Origin of the sequence: Cellvibrio sp. PSBB023 (assembly GCF_002007605.1) — a bacterium.
In the GTDB taxonomy this organism is placed as follows: Bacteria; Pseudomonadota; Gammaproteobacteria; order Pseudomonadales; family Cellvibrionaceae; genus Cellvibrio.
The window spans coordinates 3365375-3387244 of record NZ_CP019799.1 but is presented as its reverse complement, the minus strand read 5'-3'; the positions used below and the strand labels follow the sequence as shown (position 1 = coordinate 3387244).

At 43.5% G+C, this 21870-nt stretch carries 16 protein-coding genes; 10 read left to right on the top strand and 6 right to left on the bottom strand.

The window, feature by feature from the left end; all coding sequences use genetic code 11:
- Positions 1-26: 26 nt before the first annotated feature.
- The 6 genes from tagF to tagH all read right to left on the bottom strand — a co-directional run bounded on the left by tagF (position 27) and on the right by tagH (position 8816).
- On the bottom strand, positions 27-764 hold the full coding sequence (gene tagF / locus B0D95_RS14645; RefSeq protein WP_078044590.1) for a type VI secretion system-associated protein TagF: 738 nt from the start codon (positions 762-764) through the stop codon (positions 27-29).
- Positions 765-4301 (bottom strand): type VI secretion system membrane subunit TssM, encoded by a 3537-nt coding sequence (gene tssM, locus B0D95_RS14640; protein WP_078044589.1) that lies wholly within the window; start codon positions 4299-4301, stop codon positions 765-767.
- A 103-nt stretch (positions 4302-4404) separates the two neighbouring features.
- Positions 4405-5301 carry a type IVB secretion system protein IcmH/DotU gene (gene icmH / locus B0D95_RS14635; protein ID WP_210403632.1) on the bottom strand — a complete coding sequence of 299 codons (897 nt, stop codon included), beginning with the start codon at positions 5299-5301 and terminating at the stop codon, positions 4405-4407.
- 38 nt (positions 5302-5339) lie between these two features.
- Positions 5340-6674 (bottom strand): type VI secretion system baseplate subunit TssK, encoded by a 1335-nt coding sequence (gene tssK, locus B0D95_RS14630; protein WP_078044588.1) that lies wholly within the window; start codon positions 6672-6674, stop codon positions 5340-5342.
- 40 nt (positions 6675-6714) lie between these two features.
- The gene (gene tssJ / locus B0D95_RS14625; protein WP_078044587.1) at positions 6715-7248 is read right to left on the bottom strand and encodes a type VI secretion system lipoprotein TssJ; all 534 of its coding nucleotides are present in this window, start codon (positions 7246-7248) and stop codon (positions 6715-6717) included.
- Complete coding sequence (gene tagH, locus B0D95_RS14620; RefSeq protein ID WP_078044586.1) at positions 7248-8816, bottom strand: type VI secretion system-associated FHA domain protein TagH; 1569 nt, start codon at positions 8814-8816, stop codon at positions 7248-7250. Before tagH ends, tssJ begins: the two co-directional genes overlap by 1 nt.
- A 345-nt stretch (positions 8817-9161) precedes the next feature.
- On the opposite strand from tagH, the gene tssA reads away from it, so the two are divergent.
- From tssA to B0D95_RS14570, 10 genes are all read left to right on the top strand, one after another.
- On the top strand, positions 9162-10286 hold the full coding sequence (tssA, locus tag B0D95_RS14615) for a type VI secretion system protein TssA (RefSeq protein ID WP_246841616.1): 1125 nt from the start codon (positions 9162-9164) through the stop codon (positions 10284-10286).
- Positions 10287-10317: 31 nt separating this feature from the next.
- A complete protein-coding gene (gene tssB / locus B0D95_RS14610) occupies positions 10318-10827 on the top strand; it encodes a type VI secretion system contractile sheath small subunit (RefSeq protein WP_078044584.1) in 510 nt (169 codons plus the stop codon).
- Positions 10828-10829: 2 nt separating this feature from the next.
- Complete coding sequence (gene tssC, locus B0D95_RS14605) at positions 10830-12320, top strand: type VI secretion system contractile sheath large subunit (RefSeq protein ID WP_246841615.1); 1491 nt, start codon at positions 10830-10832, stop codon at positions 12318-12320.
- A gap of 124 nt (positions 12321-12444) precedes the next feature.
- The gene (gene tssC, locus B0D95_RS14600) at positions 12445-13923 is read left to right on the top strand and encodes a type VI secretion system contractile sheath large subunit (protein ID WP_371453676.1); all 1479 of its coding nucleotides are present in this window, start codon (positions 12445-12447) and stop codon (positions 13921-13923) included.
- A gap of 20 nt (positions 13924-13943) precedes the next feature.
- Entirely contained in the window at positions 13944-14438 is a 495-nt protein-coding gene (tssE, locus tag B0D95_RS14595; RefSeq protein WP_078044581.1) for a type VI secretion system baseplate subunit TssE, read from the top strand.
- The gene (gene tssF, locus B0D95_RS14590) at positions 14431-16266 is read left to right on the top strand and encodes a type VI secretion system baseplate subunit TssF (protein WP_078044580.1); all 1836 of its coding nucleotides are present in this window, start codon (positions 14431-14433) and stop codon (positions 16264-16266) included. The genes tssE and tssF overlap by 8 nt, the downstream gene beginning before the upstream one ends.
- Entirely contained in the window at positions 16230-17360 is a 1131-nt protein-coding gene (tssG, locus tag B0D95_RS14585; RefSeq protein ID WP_078044579.1) for a type VI secretion system baseplate subunit TssG, read from the top strand. Before tssF ends, tssG begins: the two co-directional genes overlap by 37 nt.
- Positions 17361-17400: 40 nt before the next feature.
- Complete coding sequence (gene tssH / locus B0D95_RS14580) at positions 17401-20073, top strand: type VI secretion system ATPase TssH (RefSeq protein WP_078044578.1); 2673 nt, start codon at positions 17401-17403, stop codon at positions 20071-20073.
- Between the two features lie 64 nt (positions 20074-20137).
- Positions 20138-20662: a DUF6795 domain-containing protein gene (locus B0D95_RS14575; RefSeq protein ID WP_078044577.1), complete on the top strand. Its 525-nt coding sequence runs from the start codon at positions 20138-20140 to the stop codon at positions 20660-20662.
- Complete coding sequence (locus tag B0D95_RS14570) at positions 20662-21825, top strand: lipase family protein (RefSeq protein WP_078044576.1); 1164 nt, start codon at positions 20662-20664, stop codon at positions 21823-21825. Before B0D95_RS14575 ends, B0D95_RS14570 begins: the two co-directional genes overlap by 1 nt.
- Positions 21826-21870: the final 45 nt, after the last annotated feature.

Here is a 21870-nt window from a genome sequence, read left to right as displayed (position 1 = left end):
TAACATGATCACCGTGAATTAAATACTTAGATCGACGTTGAGTGAGATTTGCATTGGTAAGGTTGATGCCAGCCTCGTGTTGCCCATTGCCCATCCAACATTGCTGCAATACCCCGTAGTTGAGGTAAGCCTCGGGTATAGAACAGGCAGGGATCTACCAATTGGGAGCCATAAGCCGTGGACCATACCGAATAGCTGGCGAATTGCTGCTTGCATACCGCATCCATCAACAATGGAAACACAGTCTCCACTGGGGCAGCATCCTGTTGTAAAGGGATGAATATTGCTTGCTGCTCCGGCGCTGTTGCAGCAGGTTGATAAGCTGATTTTACGTCGAGCTTATGCTGATTCAGTTCAAGAGTAAGATCATCAATTTGTAACTGCCCCGCCAAGGCCTTTAATGCAATCTGTTCTATTGCATCAAACCAGCTGCTTTGCCTTATCACGTCAAAAGAATTTGCATTATTAGTAAGGCGCGCAGCAACAGAAAAAGGAAAATAGCGCCCTACGCGATCAACACTGGGTAACATAATTCCCGCCCATTGGTGGTTATCAATAACACCGTCCGATAATACAAATCGCCAAATGGGACTTGTGAGATAAACATCCAGCCAGGATTCGCCAATTTGTTCTTGTGAGCTTCCCACAAAGCCTTGCAGCCACGCATCCCAGGCATTAATAAAATTGCTTGGTAGATTGCGATAAATAAAATCACCATGCGCCGGCAATTTTCCGAACAGGCCTACGGTATTAGCGTTAATCATCTAAATTGACTCCGGACAACGGAATGATTCCAGCAAATCATTTTTAAATGGGTTGTGAATGCTGGTTGCACGACCTTCATAAACAATTTTTCGTGTAGATGCGCTTGTGTCTATATCCTGTGCAAAGGTAATCAAATAAATATTGGATTGCGGTGTAGATTGAATGTTGGATGCGTCCATTAAACGGAACCATGCCCATGGGCCGGTATAGGATTTATCAAATTGAGCGCCGTTCAGATCTTCAAAAATAACTCGAATACGACGGGAATCATTTTGCCCTGACCAGCTAACGGGCTTCCAAAATTTGGGGCCATGGTTATAGGTCAACCGCTGATCACCCAGGTCGAGCGTAAACAGCGCATCATCTTTATTCATGGTAAAGGGGCGTAGCTCTAAACTGATGCTGGGTGTTTCCGGATTCTGACGAAAAAACACATCGCGAATATTGGTTGCTCGCTGCAATTGATTAAGGGTGACAGATGAAAAACCTATGGCGTAGCCGTCCACTGTTTTATTGGCCCAATTACTGCGCCTATCAATAAACGGATCGACAAACTCTTTTACAAATTGATCCACAGTGCCTTGGGGCTTAAAAAATCCACTAAAGTCCAGTAATGCCAGTTCATCGCTGGCGTTGCGATTAAGGGGATAGCGTCCTGCCAAACCTTGTGAATAAGTTTGGTACACACGGGCACGCCATTCTTTATTAACGTATTGATGTGCTGAGCGCATGATGACCTGCCATGTTTCATCTGACACAGTGGTTAACCAACGCTGTACTGGCTCGGGGGTAGATTTAGCAAACGTACGCAATGCAGTCACTGGATTGGCGGCACCACTTTCATAACGTGCTTTTGCAATTTCGAATGACTTTTTCTCGCTGTCAGGAGAGAGAGCTATCTCTTGCACAAATATTTTTAATGCTTCCAGTTGCTGCATAGTGGAAGTAATCGGTGCTGGCCCGCGTGATGACTGCTGAATAAGTGCATGTAAATCACTAAAGCGCTTATCAACAATAGTTCCCTCGACTTTATCGGCAAGGTAATTAACTGCCTGGCCTGCAATTCCAGTATTAATTTTATCCGCGGCGGCATCGAGTAGCGGAGGTGTGAGTTGGGTGTTGGTTTTGGCAACGTCTAATATAGAGATAAGAGGTGAATATACCGGATCTACGAAGGTTGAGAGTGCAGTATTTAAATCACGCAAATTGCCAAAGCTTGAAACATGTAAGGCATTGTGGATGGTTAGCCAGGTATTGCTGTAATCGGCCAGATAAAAATTCTTGACCTGTTCACTGATAGCTTTTACATCGCGATTGATCAATGCCTGATTATCAGTTCCACCCAGTACCCACTCCTCATCTGCGACATCAGCAAATAATGTTGAGTCAGGTGATAAGTCCAGATTCTGATAGCCTTGTATAGTAAATAATACAGGGATAGTAAATGCGAGTTGGTTTGCGCTGTCCATTTTAAACGTGGAGCGTACAGACTCCCCATAAAAATTAAGCACATTCACTGTTTGGTTGAACTGTGGATCTGCTTTAATGCGGCTATAAATTCGCTGCGCAACCGGAATACGCAATAAGGTTGCCCGTGTTTGTGTAACCACAGAAGCATTTAATGTAGAAGGTGGAATATCATTCAGTAATAATGCATCAAGGTGATTTTGCAATTCAGTACGCTGTACACTGTTATCTCCATAGTGTTTATCCCACTGATTTTCAAACCAGCTTTTTACAAGCGATTTGTTCATATGCTCCAATGCATTGAACATAATATAAATGCGAAACGTTTGATATAAATCGCCTTCAGGATCGCCCTGTTGAATCACTTGCTCCAAGGTACGTAACAGTTGCGGTAAGAATAGAGTTTTCAATTTTTGTTGATATAAACGATCAGCCTCCCGGTCAACACGATCATCGTACAAGCCCATACCGCTTAACCAAGGGTGGGATTCTTTGTCATAAACACTGCTTGCACTGGCCAGCGCATTTAATGCGGGTAATGTGGCGCTTGCATCGGTATTCCAACCGCTGGTTTTTTTCTCCTCAGCTTTAAAGCTCGCAATCTGCTCTCTCACTTCGCTCATATACAGGCTATTGCGCGTAACGCTACCACTCCATAGCAACACAATTAACAATGTTACTGCAGCGATTCCCGCATAGGCAGCATTTTGTGACCAGCGAATGGCGCGTTCATAACGCATATTCGTGCCAACTAATTCAGACTCGGGGAAAATAACTTCACGGAACAATCGCGCAATGAAAAAACTTTTTCCGCGTTGATTAGCAGCTTGCGTGGCCTCTCGTGCAAAACCAAAATTTGCAGAGACTGATGTCATTAAACGATCAATTGGTGTTCCATCCTGTGTGCCACTTGAGAAATAAACTCCGCGCAGATAGGGCTGAAATTGAAAGCGATTTTGTGCAAAAGTGCGTTTAACAAAAAATTCTGCGATTTGATACAGGTTTTCCATTTGTAATGGAAAACTCTCGATAGCTGCACAACGTCTAACGTCACGCTCTTGTTGCATCCGCCCAATAACACGATCATGCAAGCGTCGCGATAGATTTCTCAGCTCTTGGCCCAGAAAATCAAAATCAGGACTCTGTGAGGGTTTGGGGGCATTGGGCAGAGAAATACCCCATACCTGTTCGCGCTCTTCTTTCCCCAAGTCTTCAAAAAATTCGCTGAAACCAGAAACCAAATCCGACTTGGTAAATAGCAGATAAACAGGAAAACGAATTTCCAGCTTCTCCATCAATTCATCCAGACGTGTTCTAATAGTTTTGGCATGCATTAAACGTTCTTCCTCAGTCTGCAGTAATAGATCCTGAAGACTGATGGCCACAATAACGCCATTGACCGGACGGCGACGGCGGTTGCGTTTGAGTAAGGCTAAAAACCCTTCCCATGCGGAACTGTCAACTACCTTATGGCTATCTTGAGTGGTGTAACGGCCTGCTGTATCGATCAATACTGCTTCATTGGTAAACCACCAATCGCAGTTGCGTGTACCACCGACGCCTTGCAATGCTCCCTTTCCAAATTGATCAGCAAGTGGAAACTCAAGTCCTGAATTGACTAACGCTGTTGTTTTCCCCGATCCGGGTGGACCGACAATAATGTACCAAGGCAATTGGTAAAGCGCTTTCTTCTTTCCTTTTCCCGCAAATTTCAGTTTATTTAGCGTATCCAGTGCCTGGCGAAAACGATCATTAATCTGGGCAATCTCATCCGCTGCTTGCTCCGATGCCACATCCGCCTGTACATAAGAATTATTACTCTGTAATTCAGTAACCAAAGTCTTATTGTTGCGATTTGTCATCATCTGCAGGCGTAAATTATTTAATCCCCACAAAATAATTGCTGCCATGATCAACAATAGGCGAGTCACTGGGTCGGCCAGAGGAGCCTGATTATCAGCTCCAAATTTAATGTGCGGTCCGGCGAACCAAATCAGTAATGCGACGAGTAGCAGGCCGATTAATGAAATCACTACCGGGTGGGTAAAAAAACGACCAATCTTATTCATATAATCCTGAGTATTATTCAGTAGTGCCTGAGCACATTATCAATCTATATCTGCGTGAGCATTGGCATGCGATGAAAAACCACGCCATATGAAAAGTGCTATTTTATTTTTCGTCACTGACCAGTTCGGCAATATCATCTGCAACCGGGCTGGATGAGGCATAGAGCCAATAACGCAAACCGGAATAACTGAAAAATAGAATGGCGGCCATAAACGTAACTACAACCCACAGTGGGATATATTCTGTTAATGGATTACGCGTGCGGCCCAAACCGCTCCACGCTGGTGAAAGTGTTCGCTCATAGTCACCACGCTGACGACGAATAATAGAAAATAATTCGTCGCGCACTTGATCAAGTGCTTCTCGACCACGGTTCATCAGCCTGTAACGCCCCTCAAAACCAAGGCTTAGACAAATATAAAAAAGCTCAATAACATCAAGATTTTCTGACGGTGATTGACGAAGGCGATCGAGTATCAAAAACGATTTTTCGCCGCCCGATGTTTCTCCATGGAATACGCTGAGTAAAGTGCGTTGTGCCCATGCACTTTCGGTACCCCAAGGCGTATTCAATACTGCTTCGTCCAGTACAGAACACATCAAATAACGCACAGACAGCTGAACTTCCTGCTTAAGTCCCAAGTCACGTAGTTCAGCTTCCAGTGTTTTAATTTCACCGATGAGGCGTTGATGTAAGCCACTCACATCCGGATGGCTTACTGCGCTACGGGTTTTCGCAAATACAGCAATTAATGTAGAGGCGGCATTAACGATAGGATTTAAACCATAATGTGCTTTAAAGCTGGCAGTATTAGGCTCAATAGGAGAATGGCCGCTCACATAAGATGGATTATAAGCAGCTTGGGGACGAGGCTGCACAGGAGTTGGCTCTATGCCACTACTGACATTTCTCGCTCCGGGTGCAGGACGCATGGATGTGCGATCACCGCCGGGCATGGGTTGTTTAAAAACGGTTTTATCTGAATCGTCCGTAGACATATAGCACTCCCTGAAACGACAGGTTCATGAGTAATAAATTATTGGCGAATAGCCCAAAACTCCATTTCAATTCCGGGAAAATCACCGCCCAAGTGCAATGCAAAACCACCGGATTGATTAAGTTCTTTCCAGAAATCACTGTGCCTGTCTAACTCAAAATAGGTGTAGCCTGAGCGAAATGGAATTTGTCGTGGTGCAACGGGTAATGGTCGCAGCATAATGCCGGGCATCGCCGCATTTACAAGCTCTCTAATACGTTCTACAGGGCCAATTTTAATTTGTGCAGGCAGGCGTGAACGAACCATCTCTTCCTGCATATCAGCACGCACCGCTAATACAAAACTGGCCGTCTTTAACAGTGTTCGATCCGTAATTTCAGAAACGCGAATGCCGTATTTTTTCTCAATCAGCTGTAACGATATGGCTGTTTGCTCATAAACCATGGATAGGTATTCACGCAATGCCGAAAGCACTGGCGTAAACGTTTGCTGTAAATTGTCATGCAAATAGATGGGAAACTCAGGTGGTCTTTTGGTTTTGGTAACAAATGTTGCCAATTCCCCTGCGAGCTGCAATAAAGCGGCAAATAAATCCGCAGGGTGCAAACCGCGCAAAGAAGCCAAGTGATTAATATAAGGTTCTGCGCGGTTGATAAGCTGCAATAACATATAGTCTGCGATTTCTGCAGTACCTCCACGGCGCGCATCAGCCAAGCGTCCAGCAATAGATTCGCCCCGGTGATGTAATAAGCCACCCAACTCGGTAATAAAGCTGGTGAGTTTGGGGGCGGCCCGACAATCCAGACTGGTTGCTAGAAACTGATCGTCCAACATTATATTTTTATCGTCACGTGCTTCGGCAATTCGCATAACAGCGATGCAGGCGTATCCGCTTAAATCCTCAGTATCCAGCATCAAGCGCAAGCGTAGTTTGGCAATATCGATAGTATGATCTTCACCACCTTCTTGCGTCACATCGCGAATGGCTAGCTCTGTTGGATAATAGCGTGCTAAACCTTGATGGTTATCTTTGGATAGCACATCGACCGCACCGGGTCTTCTGACAGGGACCGCCAAATATACAATGCTATTGTGTAACCCGGTCGGCACATCAATAACCGGAGGTGGCTCATCTATTGTGGGAAAACTGAAAGGTGTTCCATCAGGAAATATCCCGCTTGCTTTGAGCAAAGAAATTTTTCCCAGCTTTAATAATTGATGATCTACTTCACATTCCTGTAAGCCCCATGCATTACTGCCGTAAGCAATACATTTGCGATCAATGTAGCGCTCAATGTACCGATCTTGCTGTTGAAAATGCTGGGGGTTCAGAAACATTCCCTCTGACCATACAACCTTACTATCTAACGACATACGAATCCCACCGAATCATGAGGCATAATGCCTAAAGAAATTATTTTTTTACTAAAGCAATAGTTCTATCTGTAATTTTTACAGTCACTTTATTTTTAATAATATTATTTTCTGTAACCGGGAATGTTACCTTATAGGTTGATCCTGGATATTGGGAAAACTCTGCATAGAGAGCAATAATTTTTGTGCCGGGTTCAAGTACGAACCTTTCTGTGCGACCAACATCGGGCAGTAGTGGTTTTAATACCTGTTTACTCACGATGTCACCGCCAAAAATCTCAGCATCTCGCTCATAAATATCAATAAAATCGGCTTTATCAAAAGCAGTTGCAGACTTTAGTTGGTAAAAGCGCACAAACACCGGTGACGGACGGGAGTTTTCATCGGGGTTAATATCAGAGGCTGTCTCAAACATCAGTTTTAAATCGGTATCAAGATTCAGCACGCCCCCTACCCGGCTTTTGGACGAACTACATCCAGCTATAAAAACAGACATGCCTAAAAGAGCTATCAGTGCCATCACCCGTGATAAGCTAATCACAAGGGAACTAAATAACCTAAGTGAGTGGTGCATTATTGTTTATCCTTTTTTCGGGCAGCGGCAAGGCGACGCAGCTGGTCTTCATAGGCACTGACAAAGTCACTGCCAAATAAGTGTTGAAATGAGGATTCCATGTTGTCGGTGAATCCAGCGTAATAATCGGTGTAACTGCTCCAATATTTTGCTTTTTGCATGCCGGGAATAACGCCGCCGCGACCTTGCTTGGTAAAGCTTTTCTCCAAATTTTCCGGATTAAACCGCTCCATCATCCGTTCAAATCCCTGACGTATACCGCCAATCATGGCAACCTGATGTTCTGCAATTTCTTGAAACCCTTCCTTAAAGGCGTCAACAGGTTTTTTGTAAGCATTGGATTTTTTTAAAAACATATTTTCCAAGGCATCGTCAACACTGACTGAAAACTTGAGTGGGTTATTTTCCACGGGCTGAATTGTCGTCACATTCATACGAAATTCATTTTTAATACTGGTACGCGAGCGCAGAACACCCATCATTCCCTCGACAATTTCGCGCATTAACTGGCCGCTCATTGTTGCAATTTCAGTAATTTCAGCCTCTGTGAGGCGCGAGGAATCCAGTCCTATTGCCTGAATAAACGCACAGTCTGGTTGCGTGGTTGCCGTATGGTGTACGGTGGTCATTGCAGAGGATGCTTTGACAAGATCTGTTGACACTGGAGCCGGTGGTGCAACAAATGGATTGGCTGCAGGCAAGGGTGACGGTGCGATGGGAGATACGGATTCCAGTTCAGTCAAGCGTTCTGCAAGTGGCTGGCGATCGCGACGTGGCGTTGGTATGACCACCTCTGTTAAGGGTTTAGTCGGTGGAGTTTGAAAAGAACCTGTATTTATTGAAGGCTCTGCAGGTTGCCCATTTAATCTTGTGCCCAAGCCGGAAAAGTCATCTTCCCAGTCTTCGGGTATTAAATTTTCCCGTGTTGCATCAGGCCAGGTAACAGCTTGATCCATATTCTGCGACATATCGATGGATGCAAAGTGTGGTGATGAATACTTGGGCCCGCCACCAAAAATATCATCTATTGATGTACTGACAATCGCTGGAGTATGGTCGGGAAATGGCATGTGAGGCTTGCGGGCATTTGCTGCTTTATCCCACATGGACAACGGATCAAGTGGTTGTTCAAAAATCGGAGACTGTTCTGGAATTGGTCGATGGCCAATTGCATTATCAAAAATAGTAGTCGCAGGGTGACTGGAAAAAAGTGCTTGATCTTCAAAAGGTGACGTCGCACTTGCCTTTTCAGTGATGGATACAGAAAAACTATAATCGCCGATGTCAAAAATATCGCCGTGACCTATACGGGATTTTACTCCGCGACCAATAGGTTCAGGTGAACCGTTGAGAAATGTGCCATTCGTACTTCTATCCAGCAAATAATAAGCGTCTGATAGCCACAAAATTTCACAGTGACAAGAGGATAAGAATTTATCAGGGTCTGGTAGCTTCCAACTATTCGTGTCGGCCCTGCCAAAGGTGCCTCCCTGCTCATCAAATAAATGACTAGTTCTGGATAGGGAAACGCCTCCCGGTGTTTTCACTAACGTAACCTGTAACGCCATTTGACTTTCACCCTTAACGATCCATCAGGAGTAATGCTTCAATTTCAATAGGTTCTGATAAATTAATAACAGTGCATCTATGCCATCAGCAGCACATTTATCAAAGGTGCAGATGGTATCATGGCATCAAAACCACATACTACCGCTAGATTTGTGACGCAATTCGCTCTATGGAGTATAACTTTTGATGACACTTCTTAATTTATGGTCGTGATTGTGCTAGCGTGATCGACCTTGAACATACACTAGAAAACTGTCGTCATGTCATCAAATAAATGATAGTTTTTAAAAAGTGGGAGTTTATAAAGCTGCCACATGAGGTTCGTTTTGTAACTGAAAAGGGATATGAACTTAATGGCATCCTCGCCTATTTTAGATTTTTCCAGCCTGTTGGCACCCATCACAAGCGAGCAGCCTACGGGAATAGATCTGCGACTTGATGCATCGCCCATGTCGAGTTATCAGACAATAAAAACCGCACGCTATGCCGCTCGTGATGCTGAAAAAAATAATCTGTATAAAGAATCCAATGGCGAGGCAGACGAGCACTGGCGGAAAATTATTTCATTGGCTCCAGGGCTGTTGACGCGTGAAAGTAAGGATCTTGAAGTTGCCACCTGGTTAACTGAGGCCCTTATTCGCCGCAATGGTTTTCAAGGGTTGAGAGATGCATTTTCATTAATAGAAGGACTGATTGACAACTTCTGGGACACTCTCTATCCATTGCCTGACGAAGAGGATGGCATTGAGACGCGCATTTCTCCCCTTGCTGGACTCAATGGCAGTACCAATGAAGGCGTACTGATTGCACCTATCAGACGAGTACCTTTTACCGAAGGCTACGCGCCCGGTCCTTTTGCTTACTGGCAATACCAGCAAGCGGTTGAGTTGGAAAGAATTACCAACGAAGAGACGCGCCTTGGCAAAGCTGAAAAACTTGGTTTCACGCTTGCTGATATAGAGAGTGCTGTTGAAGAGACAACACAGGATTTTATTGTCGATCAATTTGATGACATACAAGATGCTATGGATTGCGCCAAAAGAGTAGAGCAGAAGCTCGACCAACTCTGTGGTTCAGAATATGCGCCCTCTATGCGCGCTATTATCAGCGCACTGGAAGAGTGTCGCTCCGCGCTCAATCATATCGCTAAACATAAACTTCCGATTGCTATCGAACCTGAATCTGTTACGGAAGAAGCCTCTACATCTGCACATGTAAATACTGTTAAACCTGTTGCTACCAATACATCAAATGCGCTTTTATCACGAGAGTCTGCATTTAAACAGTTATTGGATATTGCAAAATTTTTCCGAACCACTGAACCACACTCCCCTGTGTCCTACGCGCTTGAAAAAGCGGTAAAGTGGGGCAATATGCCGCTTGACGAATTGATTGTTGAGCTTATTCCTGACTCTTCGTCACGAAAACATTTCAGTGAGCTCACTGGTGTTAAGACTAATGAAGATTAACCAAACCACCTAGCCAAGAGGATTAGGGATTATGTCCGATAGCATCCACGATAAACTTAAACGCGTCAGAAAGCCCCGTGTTCATATCACATATGACCTCGAAACAAACGGCTCTATCGTAGAAAAGGAGATTCCTTTCGTGATGGGCGTGATGGGCGACTATTCAGGCGATAATACCGAAGGCAAAAAAGCGCTTAAAGATCGCAAATTTTCACAAATTGATCGCGATAACTTTAACGATATTATGACCAAGGTTAACCCTCAGTTACGACTAAAAGTGGAAAATCTTCTTGAAAATGATGGCAGTGAAATGACTGCCAATCTGGATTTTAAAACCATGGAAGATTTTGAACCACACCGAATTGTGGAGCAGCTTGAGCCGTTGAAAAAACTCATGGATACACGCAATAAACTCAGGGATCTGCTGACCAAAGCGGATCGTTCAGAAGATCTGGAAGCTATTCTTGAGGACGTGTTGAGTAATACCAACGCATTATCGTCGCTGTCCAATGAGCTTGGTGTAGACAAAAAAGAGGATTAATCATGTCTAATAAAGAACAATTGGAAGGCTTGCAGGCAGAGGCCCAGATTGCTGAGCTGAGTTTTTTGGAGCAGGCAATCAGCGCGACAAAACAAACCTCTCGCGATGAAACCGAAGAATTACTCAGAACCTTAACCAGCGAAGCAATGAAAGGCACGGTTAAGTGGGACAAAAATTTATCGGTTACGATCAATGCAGCCATTAAAGCGATTGACGAGGCGATGTCCAAGCAATTGGCAGCAGTTATGCACAGCGAAAAATTCCAAAAATTGGAAGGATCATGGCGCGGGCTAAATTATTTGGTCAGTAATTCGGAAACCAGTACACAACTAAAAATCCGCATGCTCAATATCACTAAAAAAGAGTTGGGCAAGGACTTGGAAAAAGCTGTTGAATTTGATCAAAGTCAAATTTTCAAAAAAATCTATGAAAGCGAATTTGGGACTGCCGGTGGGCAGCCTTATGCGGCTTTAGTCGGTGACTACGAGTTTTCAACTCATCCGGATGACATTTCATTGTTATCTAAAATGTCTAATGTAGCGGCTGCCGGTTTTTGTCCCTTCTTATCGGCCGCTTCGCCAAAAATGTTCGGCTTTGACAGTTTTACCGAATTATCAAAACCGCGTGATCTCGAAAAAATCTTCGACTCTGCTGAATATATTCAGTGGCGCAGTTTCCGTGATACAGAAGATTCCCGTTTTGTTACCTTGGCGATGCCCCGTGTTTTGGCCCGTTTGCCTTATGGCCAATCAACCAAACCGGTAGAGGCGTTTAACTACGAAGAATTACCTAGAAGTAATGATGGCCGCCATATCGAAACAGATCATGATGATTACTGCTGGATGAATGCAGCCTATGCATTGGGTACAACCTTAACAAAATCCTTCGCAGAGAACGGCTGGTGTACCGCAATTCGCGGCGCTGAAGGTGGCGGTAAAGTTGAAGGTTTACCCAGCCATATATTCGTAAGTGACGATGGTGACACAGACCAGAAGTGCCCAACGGAAATCGGTATTACCGATCGCCGCGAGGCAGAGTTGAGCAAATTAGGCTTCTTGCCTATGTGCCATTATAAAAACACGGATTACGCGGTTTTCTTTGGTGCACAAACAACCCAGCGCCCCAAAAAGTTTGATGATCCCGATGCAACCGCAAATGCGGCAATTTCAGCAAGGTTGCCTTACATTATGGCAACGTCGCGTATCGCACATTTTCTCAAAACCATGGCACGCGACAAAATCGGTTCTTTTATGGAGCCGGGTGAAGCAGAAGTATGGTTGAATCGCTGGATTAGCAACTATGTGAATGGCAGCGAAGGTGCGAGTGCAGAAGCCAAAGCGCAATACCCATTACGCGAAGCTCGCGTGGAAGTAAAAGAAGTACCAGGACAGCCAGGCGTTTATAATGCCGTTGTACTGATGCGCCCATGGTTACAAATGGAAGAGCTAACTGCTTCGCTGCGTTTGGTAGCAAATATTCCAAAAGCAGGTTAACTATTACGGGCTAACCGAGTAAAGAGGGGGGGATGCGGATCCCCCCTCTTCCTTATTCAATAAATGGATTATTGTTGTGTCAGCTCCTAAGCATCAAGGTATATCAATCGATAAATCACACGATGTGAACATTGATTTGTTGGCGTCAGTGTGTGTGCAGAAACCTTGCATCACGTCTTTATCCGGGTTTCTTGATGAGGCTGATTCTTTCCGGGCACTCGGTTATTGGCTCACCCATTTCGAAAGCATAACCGCTGATACAACAACAAACGATATCTATTGCATTATCAATAAAGCGATTGCGCATATTGATCATCTGATTAACGATCAGCTTAACGAGCTCATTCACCATCCTGCGTTGCAAAAATTGGAAGCATCCTGGCGTGGCCTTTGGTATCTCGTGGCGCAGGCTGATGGTAATCGAAATATTAAGATACGTTATCTGGATATCACTTGGTCAGAAGTTACCAAAGACATAGAGCGTGCATTAGACGTTGATCAAAGCCAACTATTTCAAAAAATTTATAGCGAAGAATATGGCACACCCGGCGGTGAACCTTATGGCGTTATTATTGGTGACTATGAAATAAGCCACAAGCGATCATCAAGGCATCCCCTGGATGATATAGCAACTCTCAATGGCCTTAGCCAAATAGCCGCTGCCGCATTTGCTCCATTTATCGCTTCTACATCCAGTGAGTTTTTTGGTCTGGATGATTTTTCTACCTTAGGTATGCCAATAAATCTGCAGAGTATTTTTGCGCAAACAGAATATATTAAATGGCGAGCCCTGCGGGAGAAACAAGACAGTCGCTTTCTCGGTCTTACCTTACCGCGCATCTTAATGCGTGAGCCCTATCGCACATCGCCTGGCAGCTATAAAGGCATCTTCTTTTACGAAAAACCGAGGCATGAAAATCAATCTTCTAGCCAGCTATGGGGAAATGCCGCTTATGCTTTTGGCGGTGTACTTATTCGGGAATTTGCAAGCGTTGGTTGGTTTGGCCATATTCGCGGCGTGCCTCGTGATCAAATTGGTGGCGGACTTTTAACTAATCTGCCATCAGTTAATTTTGATACTGATGATGACAATATAGCGTGTAAGCCATCGGTTGATGTTGTGATTACTGACACTATGGAGCGTGAGTTGAGTGACCTTGGACTCATGCCATTGTGCCATTGTTATGATACGCCGTTCTGCGCATTCTACAGTAACCAGTCTGTTCAACAGCCGCGTCATCGCTTGTCGCGTGCAGACGATATAAATGCAAAGTTGTCAGCTATGTTGCAGCATGTATTGTGTGCTTCACGTGTAGCACACTATCTAAAAGTTATGATCCGCGACAAGGTCGGCTCTTTTATTACGGCCGAAGAATGTGAACGTTTTTTAACGGAATGGCTATTCAAATACACAACAGGGCGTGAAGATTTAGAATGGGAAGAACAAGCCCGTTATCCCCTTCGTCAAGCTGCCGTCAATGTCACTGAGCACCCCAACAAGCCGGGGCAGTATTTATGTGTTATTCATCTGGTGCCACATTACCAACTGGATCAAATGGTTTCTGAATTAGAGTTGGTGACTGAATTAATGCAAACAAGTTAAAGACAGGGAGTAGCTCGACTATGCGGATTGGAAAGAAACAGGAGTTGCGCCCATCCATTTTGGATCGGTTGATCGATGACGAACCTCACCTCAATATTGAGCAAGATAAAAGCCGAACCCAGTATTTACGAGAGCTCCGCAATAGCGTTAAACGCGATCTGGAAAATCTGCTAAACACTCGATTTAGAATGCAGTCACCCCCGGAGGACTTGAAAGAAGTGGAGTTTTCGCTACTTAATTACGGGTTACCTGATTTGGCTACGGTCAATATTGCAGATACAGAAAAGAAAAAGATTTTCACAAAAAACCTTGAAAAAACCTTACGCCGTTTTGAACCGCGTTTTAAATCGGTAAAAGTCATTCATATTGACAATAAAGACACTACTGATCGAACGCTTAAATTTCGTATTGATGCAACACTTCATGCTGATCCAGCACCAGAAGTGATTGTATTCGATTCTGTTTTGGACCCGGTATTTAGAACCGTAAAAGTAGAAGAATCAAAACATGGCTGATGAATTACTTCCTTACTATGAGAAGGAGCTTGCCTATATTCGGCAAATGGGTGCCGAATTTGCAAAAGAACATCCAAAAATTGCAGGCCGTTTAGGGATTAGTACCGATACAATTGAAGACCCTCATGTTTCGCGCCTCATTGAAAGTTTTGCGTATTTAAATGCGCGAATTCAACATAAATTGGATGATGATTTTCCTGAAATCAGCGACGCATTGCTTGCTACTTTGTTCCCACACTATCAGCGGCCAATCCCATCCATGGCAATAGTACAGTTGGTGCCAAACCAGGATCAGTTGCAAGCGAGTTATACATTACCAGCACAGACAGTATTAGAAACGGAGCAGTTTCAAGGCGAAAATTGTCGTTTCACCACGGTATATGATACTGAGCTTCTGCCCTTGTCGGTGACAGACGCAAGTTTAGTTGGTCGACCCTTTGCAACACCTGGTGCAAATGCGGTTCGCGGTGCAGGGGGAGTTTTACGTCTGCGCCTCCAAACTTTTAATGATGCGATTAATATCCATAAATTACGCCCAAATCGATTACGTTTTTATTTAAAAGGCCAGCCTCAACATATTCATCCTCTGTATGAGATGATCCTAAATGAATGCCAACAATTGGTGATAGCTACTTCAGAGAGTGATACTAATCCTATTTTTATAGGAAAAAATGCCATCAAAGCTGTAGGATTTTGTGATACACAAAGTTTGCTGCCTTATCCTGCATCTTCTTTTTCAGGTTATCGTCTACTAAATGAATTTTTCATTTTCCCGGAAAAATTCATGTTTATTGATATTGAAGGAATTGCTAATCATATCCCTGCCCGAGCGACCACAGAGCTAAATCTGTATTTTTATTTAAATCGATCAGAAGTAGAGCTTGAGCACAATGTAAATAAAAATACATTTTCCCTTGGTTGTACTCCTATTGTGAATTTATTTAGTCACAAAGCAGACCCTATCAAAATTGAACACACCGAGCTTGAATACCAAATTATTCCAGATGCGCGTCGACCAAAAGGTTATGAAATCTATTCTATCGATAATGTTGTCGCAAGCAGTGCTGCAGGCATACAAGAAACATTCTTACCCTTTTATGGGCTGAAACATGAGCACCTCGATCTAAAAACGCAGTCATTTTGGTTCGCGGCGCGTAGGCACGCAAAACTTGGCTATTCGCAGCGGGATGAAGGGACCGACTTATTTCTCAGCTTGGTTGATTTAAACTTCAATCCAAATCTACCCGAAGACCGCACATTACTGATTGAGGCAACCTGTAGTAACCGTGATTTGCCTGCAAAGTTACCGTTTAATCTTGATCAGCCAAAACTGCAATGCGTTAACGCGGCCCCGCCCTGTGAAAAAATTCGTTGCCTTTCGCAACCTACAGCGGCTATTCGTCCCCCACTAAGGGATGGTGCTCGCTGGCGGCTATTGTCTCATTTAAATCTGAATTATTTATCCATTACTGGATCACATAATGCTACAGAAGCGTTAAAGGAAATTCTTCGCCTGTATAATTTTAAAGACTCTTCCGCAACAAGAGCACTGATTGATTCTATTCAGTCATTAAAGGCAAGGAATGTAAATGCCCCCCTGAATATTGATGGTAGGACAACGCTGTGCCGTGGTACTGAAATTGAAATTGAAATTGATGATGCGAATTTTACCGGTAGTAGTAGTTTTTTATTTGCCACCGTTCTAGAGCATTTCTTTGGACTCTATTGTTCCATTAATTCGTTCACACGGTTATTGGTTAAACGTAAAAATAAAGAAGGATATCTAAAAAAATGTCCCCCCAGAGCCGGCGAAAAAACGCTGTTATAACTGAGCTTTTATTAAAAAAACCGCATGAATACCGCTTTTTTCAAGCGGTGCGCTTGTTGGAGCGTGCTGTGCTTTTTGACGGCTCATCGGCTATTTCTAGTAATTCTACAGTAGCTACGTGTAACCCTATCGGACTATTTGTGCCGCCCTCTACAGAGGTTTTACGTTTCAAAACGCGTACCTCATTGAGTTTTCCAAAGAATGAGATTTTTTCTATCACGCGGACAGAGCATGAAACTTCAAAAAATCCTTGGGAGATGCAAGTTAATTTTTTGAGTTTGGCTGGAAGCATGGGGGTATTGCCCTACCACTATACAGAACTCATATTGCAACGCTTGAAACAAAAAGATGAATCACTGATTCAATTTCTTGATATGTTCAATCATAGGACGCTATCGCTTTTTTATCAGGCGGGTACAAAATATTCATTACCTATCGAATATGAACGCAGAAAATTAAATAGCCATAGTAAAAAAAGTCAATCAACAGCAACACAAGCACTGCTATCTATGATTGGATTAGGTACAGCAGGCGTTATGAACAGGCAGAAAATACGAGATGAATCACTTTTGTTTTATAGTGGATTGTTAACACAAAAAATAAGAACCTCAGCAGGGCTTAAACAAATATTGGCGGATTATTTTAATCTGCCAATTAAAATTCAGGAATTTGTGGGTCAATGGCAAGATCTTCTCCCGGATATTCGTACCCGCATTGCATCCAAGCTTGAACCAAAAGGGCAAAATGCCGCATTGGCACAATCAGCTATGCTGGGAGGTAGAGGTTGGATCGGCCAAGGAAAAATAAAGATATTAATTGGCCCTTTAAATAAAGAACAATTTTACCGTTTCGCACCGGGGACAACGGCGCTTGCTGCCATGCACGACATGGTGCAAATGTACTTGGGTCTGGAACATGATTATGAGTTTACTATTGAAGTTAAGCGAGCAGATCTTCCCAACAAAATCAAATTCACTAAAGAATCTCCTCTTATTCTAGGTTGGAATACCTGGTTATCAACCAGTGAGAAAAATAAAGTTATTGATAATAACGAAACACACAAAATTACTGTTTCCGCAAAGCGTTCAGCTTAATTATTTAGATTAAATTTTAATAGTTTTTAAGGATAGAACCATGATTAATATCGATTTAAAATCCCTAGTAGTAAAACTCAATGAGCCTTGTCGTAATGCACTCGAAGGTGCAGCAGGGTTATGTTTATCCAGAACGCATTACAATGTAGAAATAGAGCACTGGCTACTTAAATTATTGGAAATCTCCAACAGCGACATTTTATTGGTTTTAGAAAAGTTTGATATCAATATAGAAAACCTTGTTCGCCACCTCAACCGTGAATTGGATCATATTAAAACGGGTAATTCACGAGCTCCAGCACTTTCTCCGGCTATCGTGGATTTGGCAAAAAATGCCTGGATACTGGCATCCGTAGAGTATGGCCACAATAAAATTACTTCAGCACATATTCTTGCCGCTTTATTGTTAGATGAGGGACTGCGCCGCACAACGGAAGCAGCCAATGGCGAATTAAAAAAGATCATGCCTGAATCATTGCGCGATGTTGTACGTGGCATTATCGGTACGACGGGTGAATCAAAAGAGACAGGAAAGGCAGATAGCATACATGAGGAAAATTCAACATTTTCTACACCGAGTAAAACGCCCTCACTTGATAAATTTACAGTCAATCTGACTGAGGCTGCTAAAAATGGCAAGATTGATGCTGTGCTGGGACGTGATGAAGAGGTTCGGCAAATTATTGATATCCTTATTCGTCGTCGCCAAAACAATCCAATTCTTACCGGCGAAGCGGGAGTAGGTAAAACGGCTGTTGTAGAAGGTTTTGCTTTACGTATTGCATCAGGTGATGTTCCAGAGCAATTAAAAAATGTCACTATTCGCAGCCTGGATCTAGGCCTATTACAAGCAGGTGCAAGTGTAAAAGGTGAATTTGAAAACCGTTTAAAATCTGTCATTGCTGAAGTGAAAGCATCCCCTGAACCTATCATTATGTTTATTGATGAAGCACATACATTGATCGGTGCGGGTGGGAAAGAGGGTCAGGGCGATGCAGCTAATCTTCTCAAGCCCGCACTGGCAAGGGGTGAGCTGCGAACTATCGCTGCAACTACATGGGCTGAGTATAAAAAATACTTTGAGCGGGACCCAGCCCTGACTCGCCGTTTTCAGGTAGTCAAAATTGAGGAGCCAGACGAAGAAAAGGCTATCAATATGATGCGGGCTATTTCTGAAATGCTACAAAATCACCATGGTGTAAGAATTCTGGACGAAGCGATTGTCGATTCAGTACGTCTTTCCAGCAGGTATATCACCGCACGCCAACTACCTGATAAATCCGTCAGTTTACTGGATACGGCCTGTGCGCGTGTTGCACTTAGCCAAAGTTCAACACCTGCTGCTATTGAAGACACGCGCCGTCAAATTATCCAGTGCACAGCAACAATAGATTCTCTTGGTCGTGAGAATGCGTCACATGGGAACTATGCTGAACACCTGTCGCAATTAGAGGGAGAAAAACAACAATTACAAATGCAATTGCATGACCAGGAAGCCCAATGGCATTTAGAGTTGGAAAAAGTAAATGCTATTCGAGATTTGCAAAATAAAATAGAAGATAATTTTCATGCACGCAGAGATAACAAAGATGCGGTCAAACCTATTCTGAATGAAACCGAATTATTCGCATTGCGTAAACAATTAGATGCTTTGCGCGAAGAACTTGCTGCACTGCAAGGCGAAACACCACTTATTAAAGTAAATGTAGATAGTCAGGCTATCGCTGAAGTTGTTGCTAACTGGACCGGCATACCCGTGGGTAAAATGGTGTCCAATGAGATAAAAGCAATTTTGGAATTACAGACTGCACTGGGCGAACGAGTCATCGGCCAGCCTCACGCCTTGGAAGCGATTGCACAAAGTATTCGCACCTCGCGTGCCGGTTTAACTGATCCACGTAAGCCAATCGGCGTATTTTTTATGGTTGGCTCAAGTGGTGTAGGTAAAACGGAAACCGCATTGGCATTGACAGATATTCTATACGGTGGCGAACAAAATATCACCGTCATCAATATGTCCGAGTTTAAAGAAGAACATAAAGTTTCTATGCTCTTAGGATCACCACCTGGTTATGTCGGCTACGGCGAAGGTGGCGTATTAACTGAAGCGGTTAGACGCAAACCTTACAGTGTTGTATTGCTAGATGAAATGGAAAAAGCCCATCCAGGCGTACAGGATATTTTTTATAATCTTTTTGATAAAGGTACTATCAAAGATGGAGAAGGGCGCGATATCGATTTTCGCAACACCGTCATCATCATGACCTCAAACGCGGGTGAAGAACATATTCGCGCAATGTGTGCCGCGCAGGAGGAGCGCCCGGATCCAGAAGTGTTATTGGATAACTTCCGCCCGCAGCTGCTGCGCTATTTCAAACCCGCCTTCCTTGGGCGCACGACCGTCATTCCTTACTACCCACTCGGTGATGATGACCTGATGAAGATTTGTGTGATCAACATGAAGCGAATAGAGAAGCGTGTTAAAGATCATTACAACGCGGCTTTCAGTTACGACGAAGATGTTCTATTACACATACTTGCACGTAGTCAGGAAGTCGATACAGGGGCACGTAATATTGAAAATATTCTCACCCGCACCTTATTACCTGCGTTGGCCGCTGAGTGCCTCGGAAAAATGGCTAACGGTGAAATTATTAATAGCATTCATGTGGGTGTCACCGAGGAAGGTCAATTTAATTACAAGATTTTATAAACCATAACACCGTCAGCTATTTCTGCTGACGGCGTGATTATGGTTCTTACAATCAGGAAAATAAATGTTAAACACCAGTAAATTTTTTTATTTTAAGAGAAGCATAGTCATTTATTTGTTTATAGTTTTTTCTTTATTTTATTCGATAAGCGGAGTTGCTATGTCTCTTTTTGGAACAGAAGTTGTTTTATTCTCCCCGATGCAAGGCAAGTTGACTTACCAAGGAAAGCCAGCTGCCAAAGCAAAAATTGTGCGTCATGTAATATGGAAAGACGACGTTGGTGAGAAAGAAACATATTATGCAAACGAAAATGGAGAATTTAGTTTACCTATAAAAACAGATAAGGTTCGGATTCCACTCTTGGGAGAGTTTAATATACTGCAAGAAATATGGGTATATTATGACGATCAAGAAATTCCGATATGGGGACGAGCAAGGGGCAATATTGTTGAATATGGAGAGCTTGGTGGCATACCAAAAAATTTTCGCTGTGAATTAACCGATGAGCCAGTTTCTTTAAATGACAAAGAGGGCTTATTTATAACCTCTTGTAAATGGGATTTAATTGATAAAAAAGGGAATAAATAATGAGCCTTTTATCACCACAAAGCGTCTCTTTATTGGCGAAAGATATTTATCAAGTACAAACCGGAGCTACTTTTTTAATTCGAGGTTTTCTCAATCGTCCCGAATTCTCTCAGAAATCGGCTGACGCAAAACATTTAAAAGCCGAAGTCGGTTCCCGTCTTATCAACACCAAAGACGGTTTTGGAATGTGTGTGCGTGGCGGAAAAGATTATGAAAAGGATATCTTCTTAATCTTCCGCGGTTCCACCACTGCCAATATAGGTGCGGATTGGATTAGTAATGCGCGTATTGGTGTAGCAAGGTCGCAGACCGGATTACCTGTGCATATCGGGTTTAATTCTATTTTTTGCAGCATGAAAAGCAGCATCGAAGAATTTTTGGCTAATCACCAGGATGCCCAAGGTACAGTTCATTGCATTGGTCATAGTCTGGGTGGTGCCATTGCTACACTCGCCGCCGACTGGGTCAGTTCAAAAGGTCGCAATGTAAAACTCTATACCATAGCCGCGCCTAAAGCCGGTTTGGAGTTCTTTGCTGACCGACTTACTACTAAAATAAAAGCCCACAATATTTACCGCGTCTACCACGCTACTGATGTAGTCCCTATGATCCCGGTATTCCCGTTTGCGCACCCACCATTTTGGGATATCGGTTATCAATTACCTAGTAGCTCCCTGATTTCACTTGCCGCACATAAAATGCAAAACTATATCAACTCCATAAGCACTAACAGCTGGGAGAGCTTGGGAGTTATTGCTAAAAAGGATATCGATGACCGCTCGGTAGAACGTTGGCTGAAGTCAGAAAAATCAGTCAATCCAATGAGCGCCAAAACCTGGGAATGGATTAACGCGGGCCTTATGCTGGTGCTGCGCAAATTTGTTGGAGAAGCAATTATCTCGTTACAATCTCCGTTCATAGGTGCATTAACCCTTGCCGATAAAATTGCCTGGCTCCTACGCAAGGGCATAGGCTTGTCTGTTGCTGCTGGTGAGTGGGTAGTGTGCTTAATGCGCAAGATTATGCAAGCGCTGGGAATGCGCTTGGCTAAAACAGCAAAGGAGCTGACACAAGCCTTTATGCGGCAGGTTCTACAGCGCTTGTTGGCTCGGATGGCTGATGAAGCTATGCGTGTGGTCCGTGATTTAATTAATAAAAATTAAATCCCAGCTTATATTTGCTTAATATCACCACCATTTGTGATCACC

Excerpts from the sequence above, each read along its gene's own strand:
- tagF (WP_078044590.1), bottom strand. The coding sequence starts at position 764 with ATGATTAACGCTAATACCGTAGGCCTGTTCGGAAAATTGCCGGCGCAT.
- tssM (WP_078044589.1), bottom strand. The coding sequence starts at position 4,301 with ATGAATAAGATTGGTCGTTTTTTTACCCACCCGGTAGTGATTTCATTA.
- icmH (WP_210403632.1), bottom strand. The coding sequence starts at position 5,301 with ATGTCTACGGACGATTCAGATAAAACCGTTTTTAAACAACCCATGCCC.
- tssK (WP_078044588.1), bottom strand. The coding sequence starts at position 6,674 with ATGTCGTTAGATAGTAAGGTTGTATGGTCAGAGGGAATGTTTCTGAAC.
- tssJ (WP_078044587.1), bottom strand. The coding sequence starts at position 7,248 with ATGCACCACTCACTTAGGTTATTTAGTTCCCTTGTGATTAGCTTATCA.
- tagH (WP_078044586.1), bottom strand. The coding sequence starts at position 8,816 with ATGGCGTTACAGGTTACGTTAGTGAAAACACCGGGAGGCGTTTCCCTA.
- tssA (WP_246841616.1), top strand. The coding sequence starts at position 9,162 with ATGAACTTAATGGCATCCTCGCCTATTTTAGATTTTTCCAGCCTGTTG.
- tssB (WP_078044584.1), top strand. The coding sequence starts at position 10,318 with ATGTCCGATAGCATCCACGATAAACTTAAACGCGTCAGAAAGCCCCGT.
- tssC (WP_246841615.1), top strand. The coding sequence starts at position 10,830 with ATGTCTAATAAAGAACAATTGGAAGGCTTGCAGGCAGAGGCCCAGATT.
- tssE (WP_078044581.1), top strand. The coding sequence starts at position 13,944 with ATGCGGATTGGAAAGAAACAGGAGTTGCGCCCATCCATTTTGGATCGG.
- tssF (WP_078044580.1), top strand. The coding sequence starts at position 14,431 with ATGGCTGATGAATTACTTCCTTACTATGAGAAGGAGCTTGCCTATATT.
- tssG (WP_078044579.1), top strand. The coding sequence starts at position 16,230 with ATGTCCCCCCAGAGCCGGCGAAAAAACGCTGTTATAACTGAGCTTTTA.
- tssH (WP_078044578.1), top strand. The coding sequence starts at position 17,401 with ATGATTAATATCGATTTAAAATCCCTAGTAGTAAAACTCAATGAGCCT.
- B0D95_RS14575 (WP_078044577.1), top strand. The coding sequence starts at position 20,138 with ATGTTAAACACCAGTAAATTTTTTTATTTTAAGAGAAGCATAGTCATT.
- B0D95_RS14570 (WP_078044576.1), top strand. The coding sequence starts at position 20,662 with ATGAGCCTTTTATCACCACAAAGCGTCTCTTTATTGGCGAAAGATATT.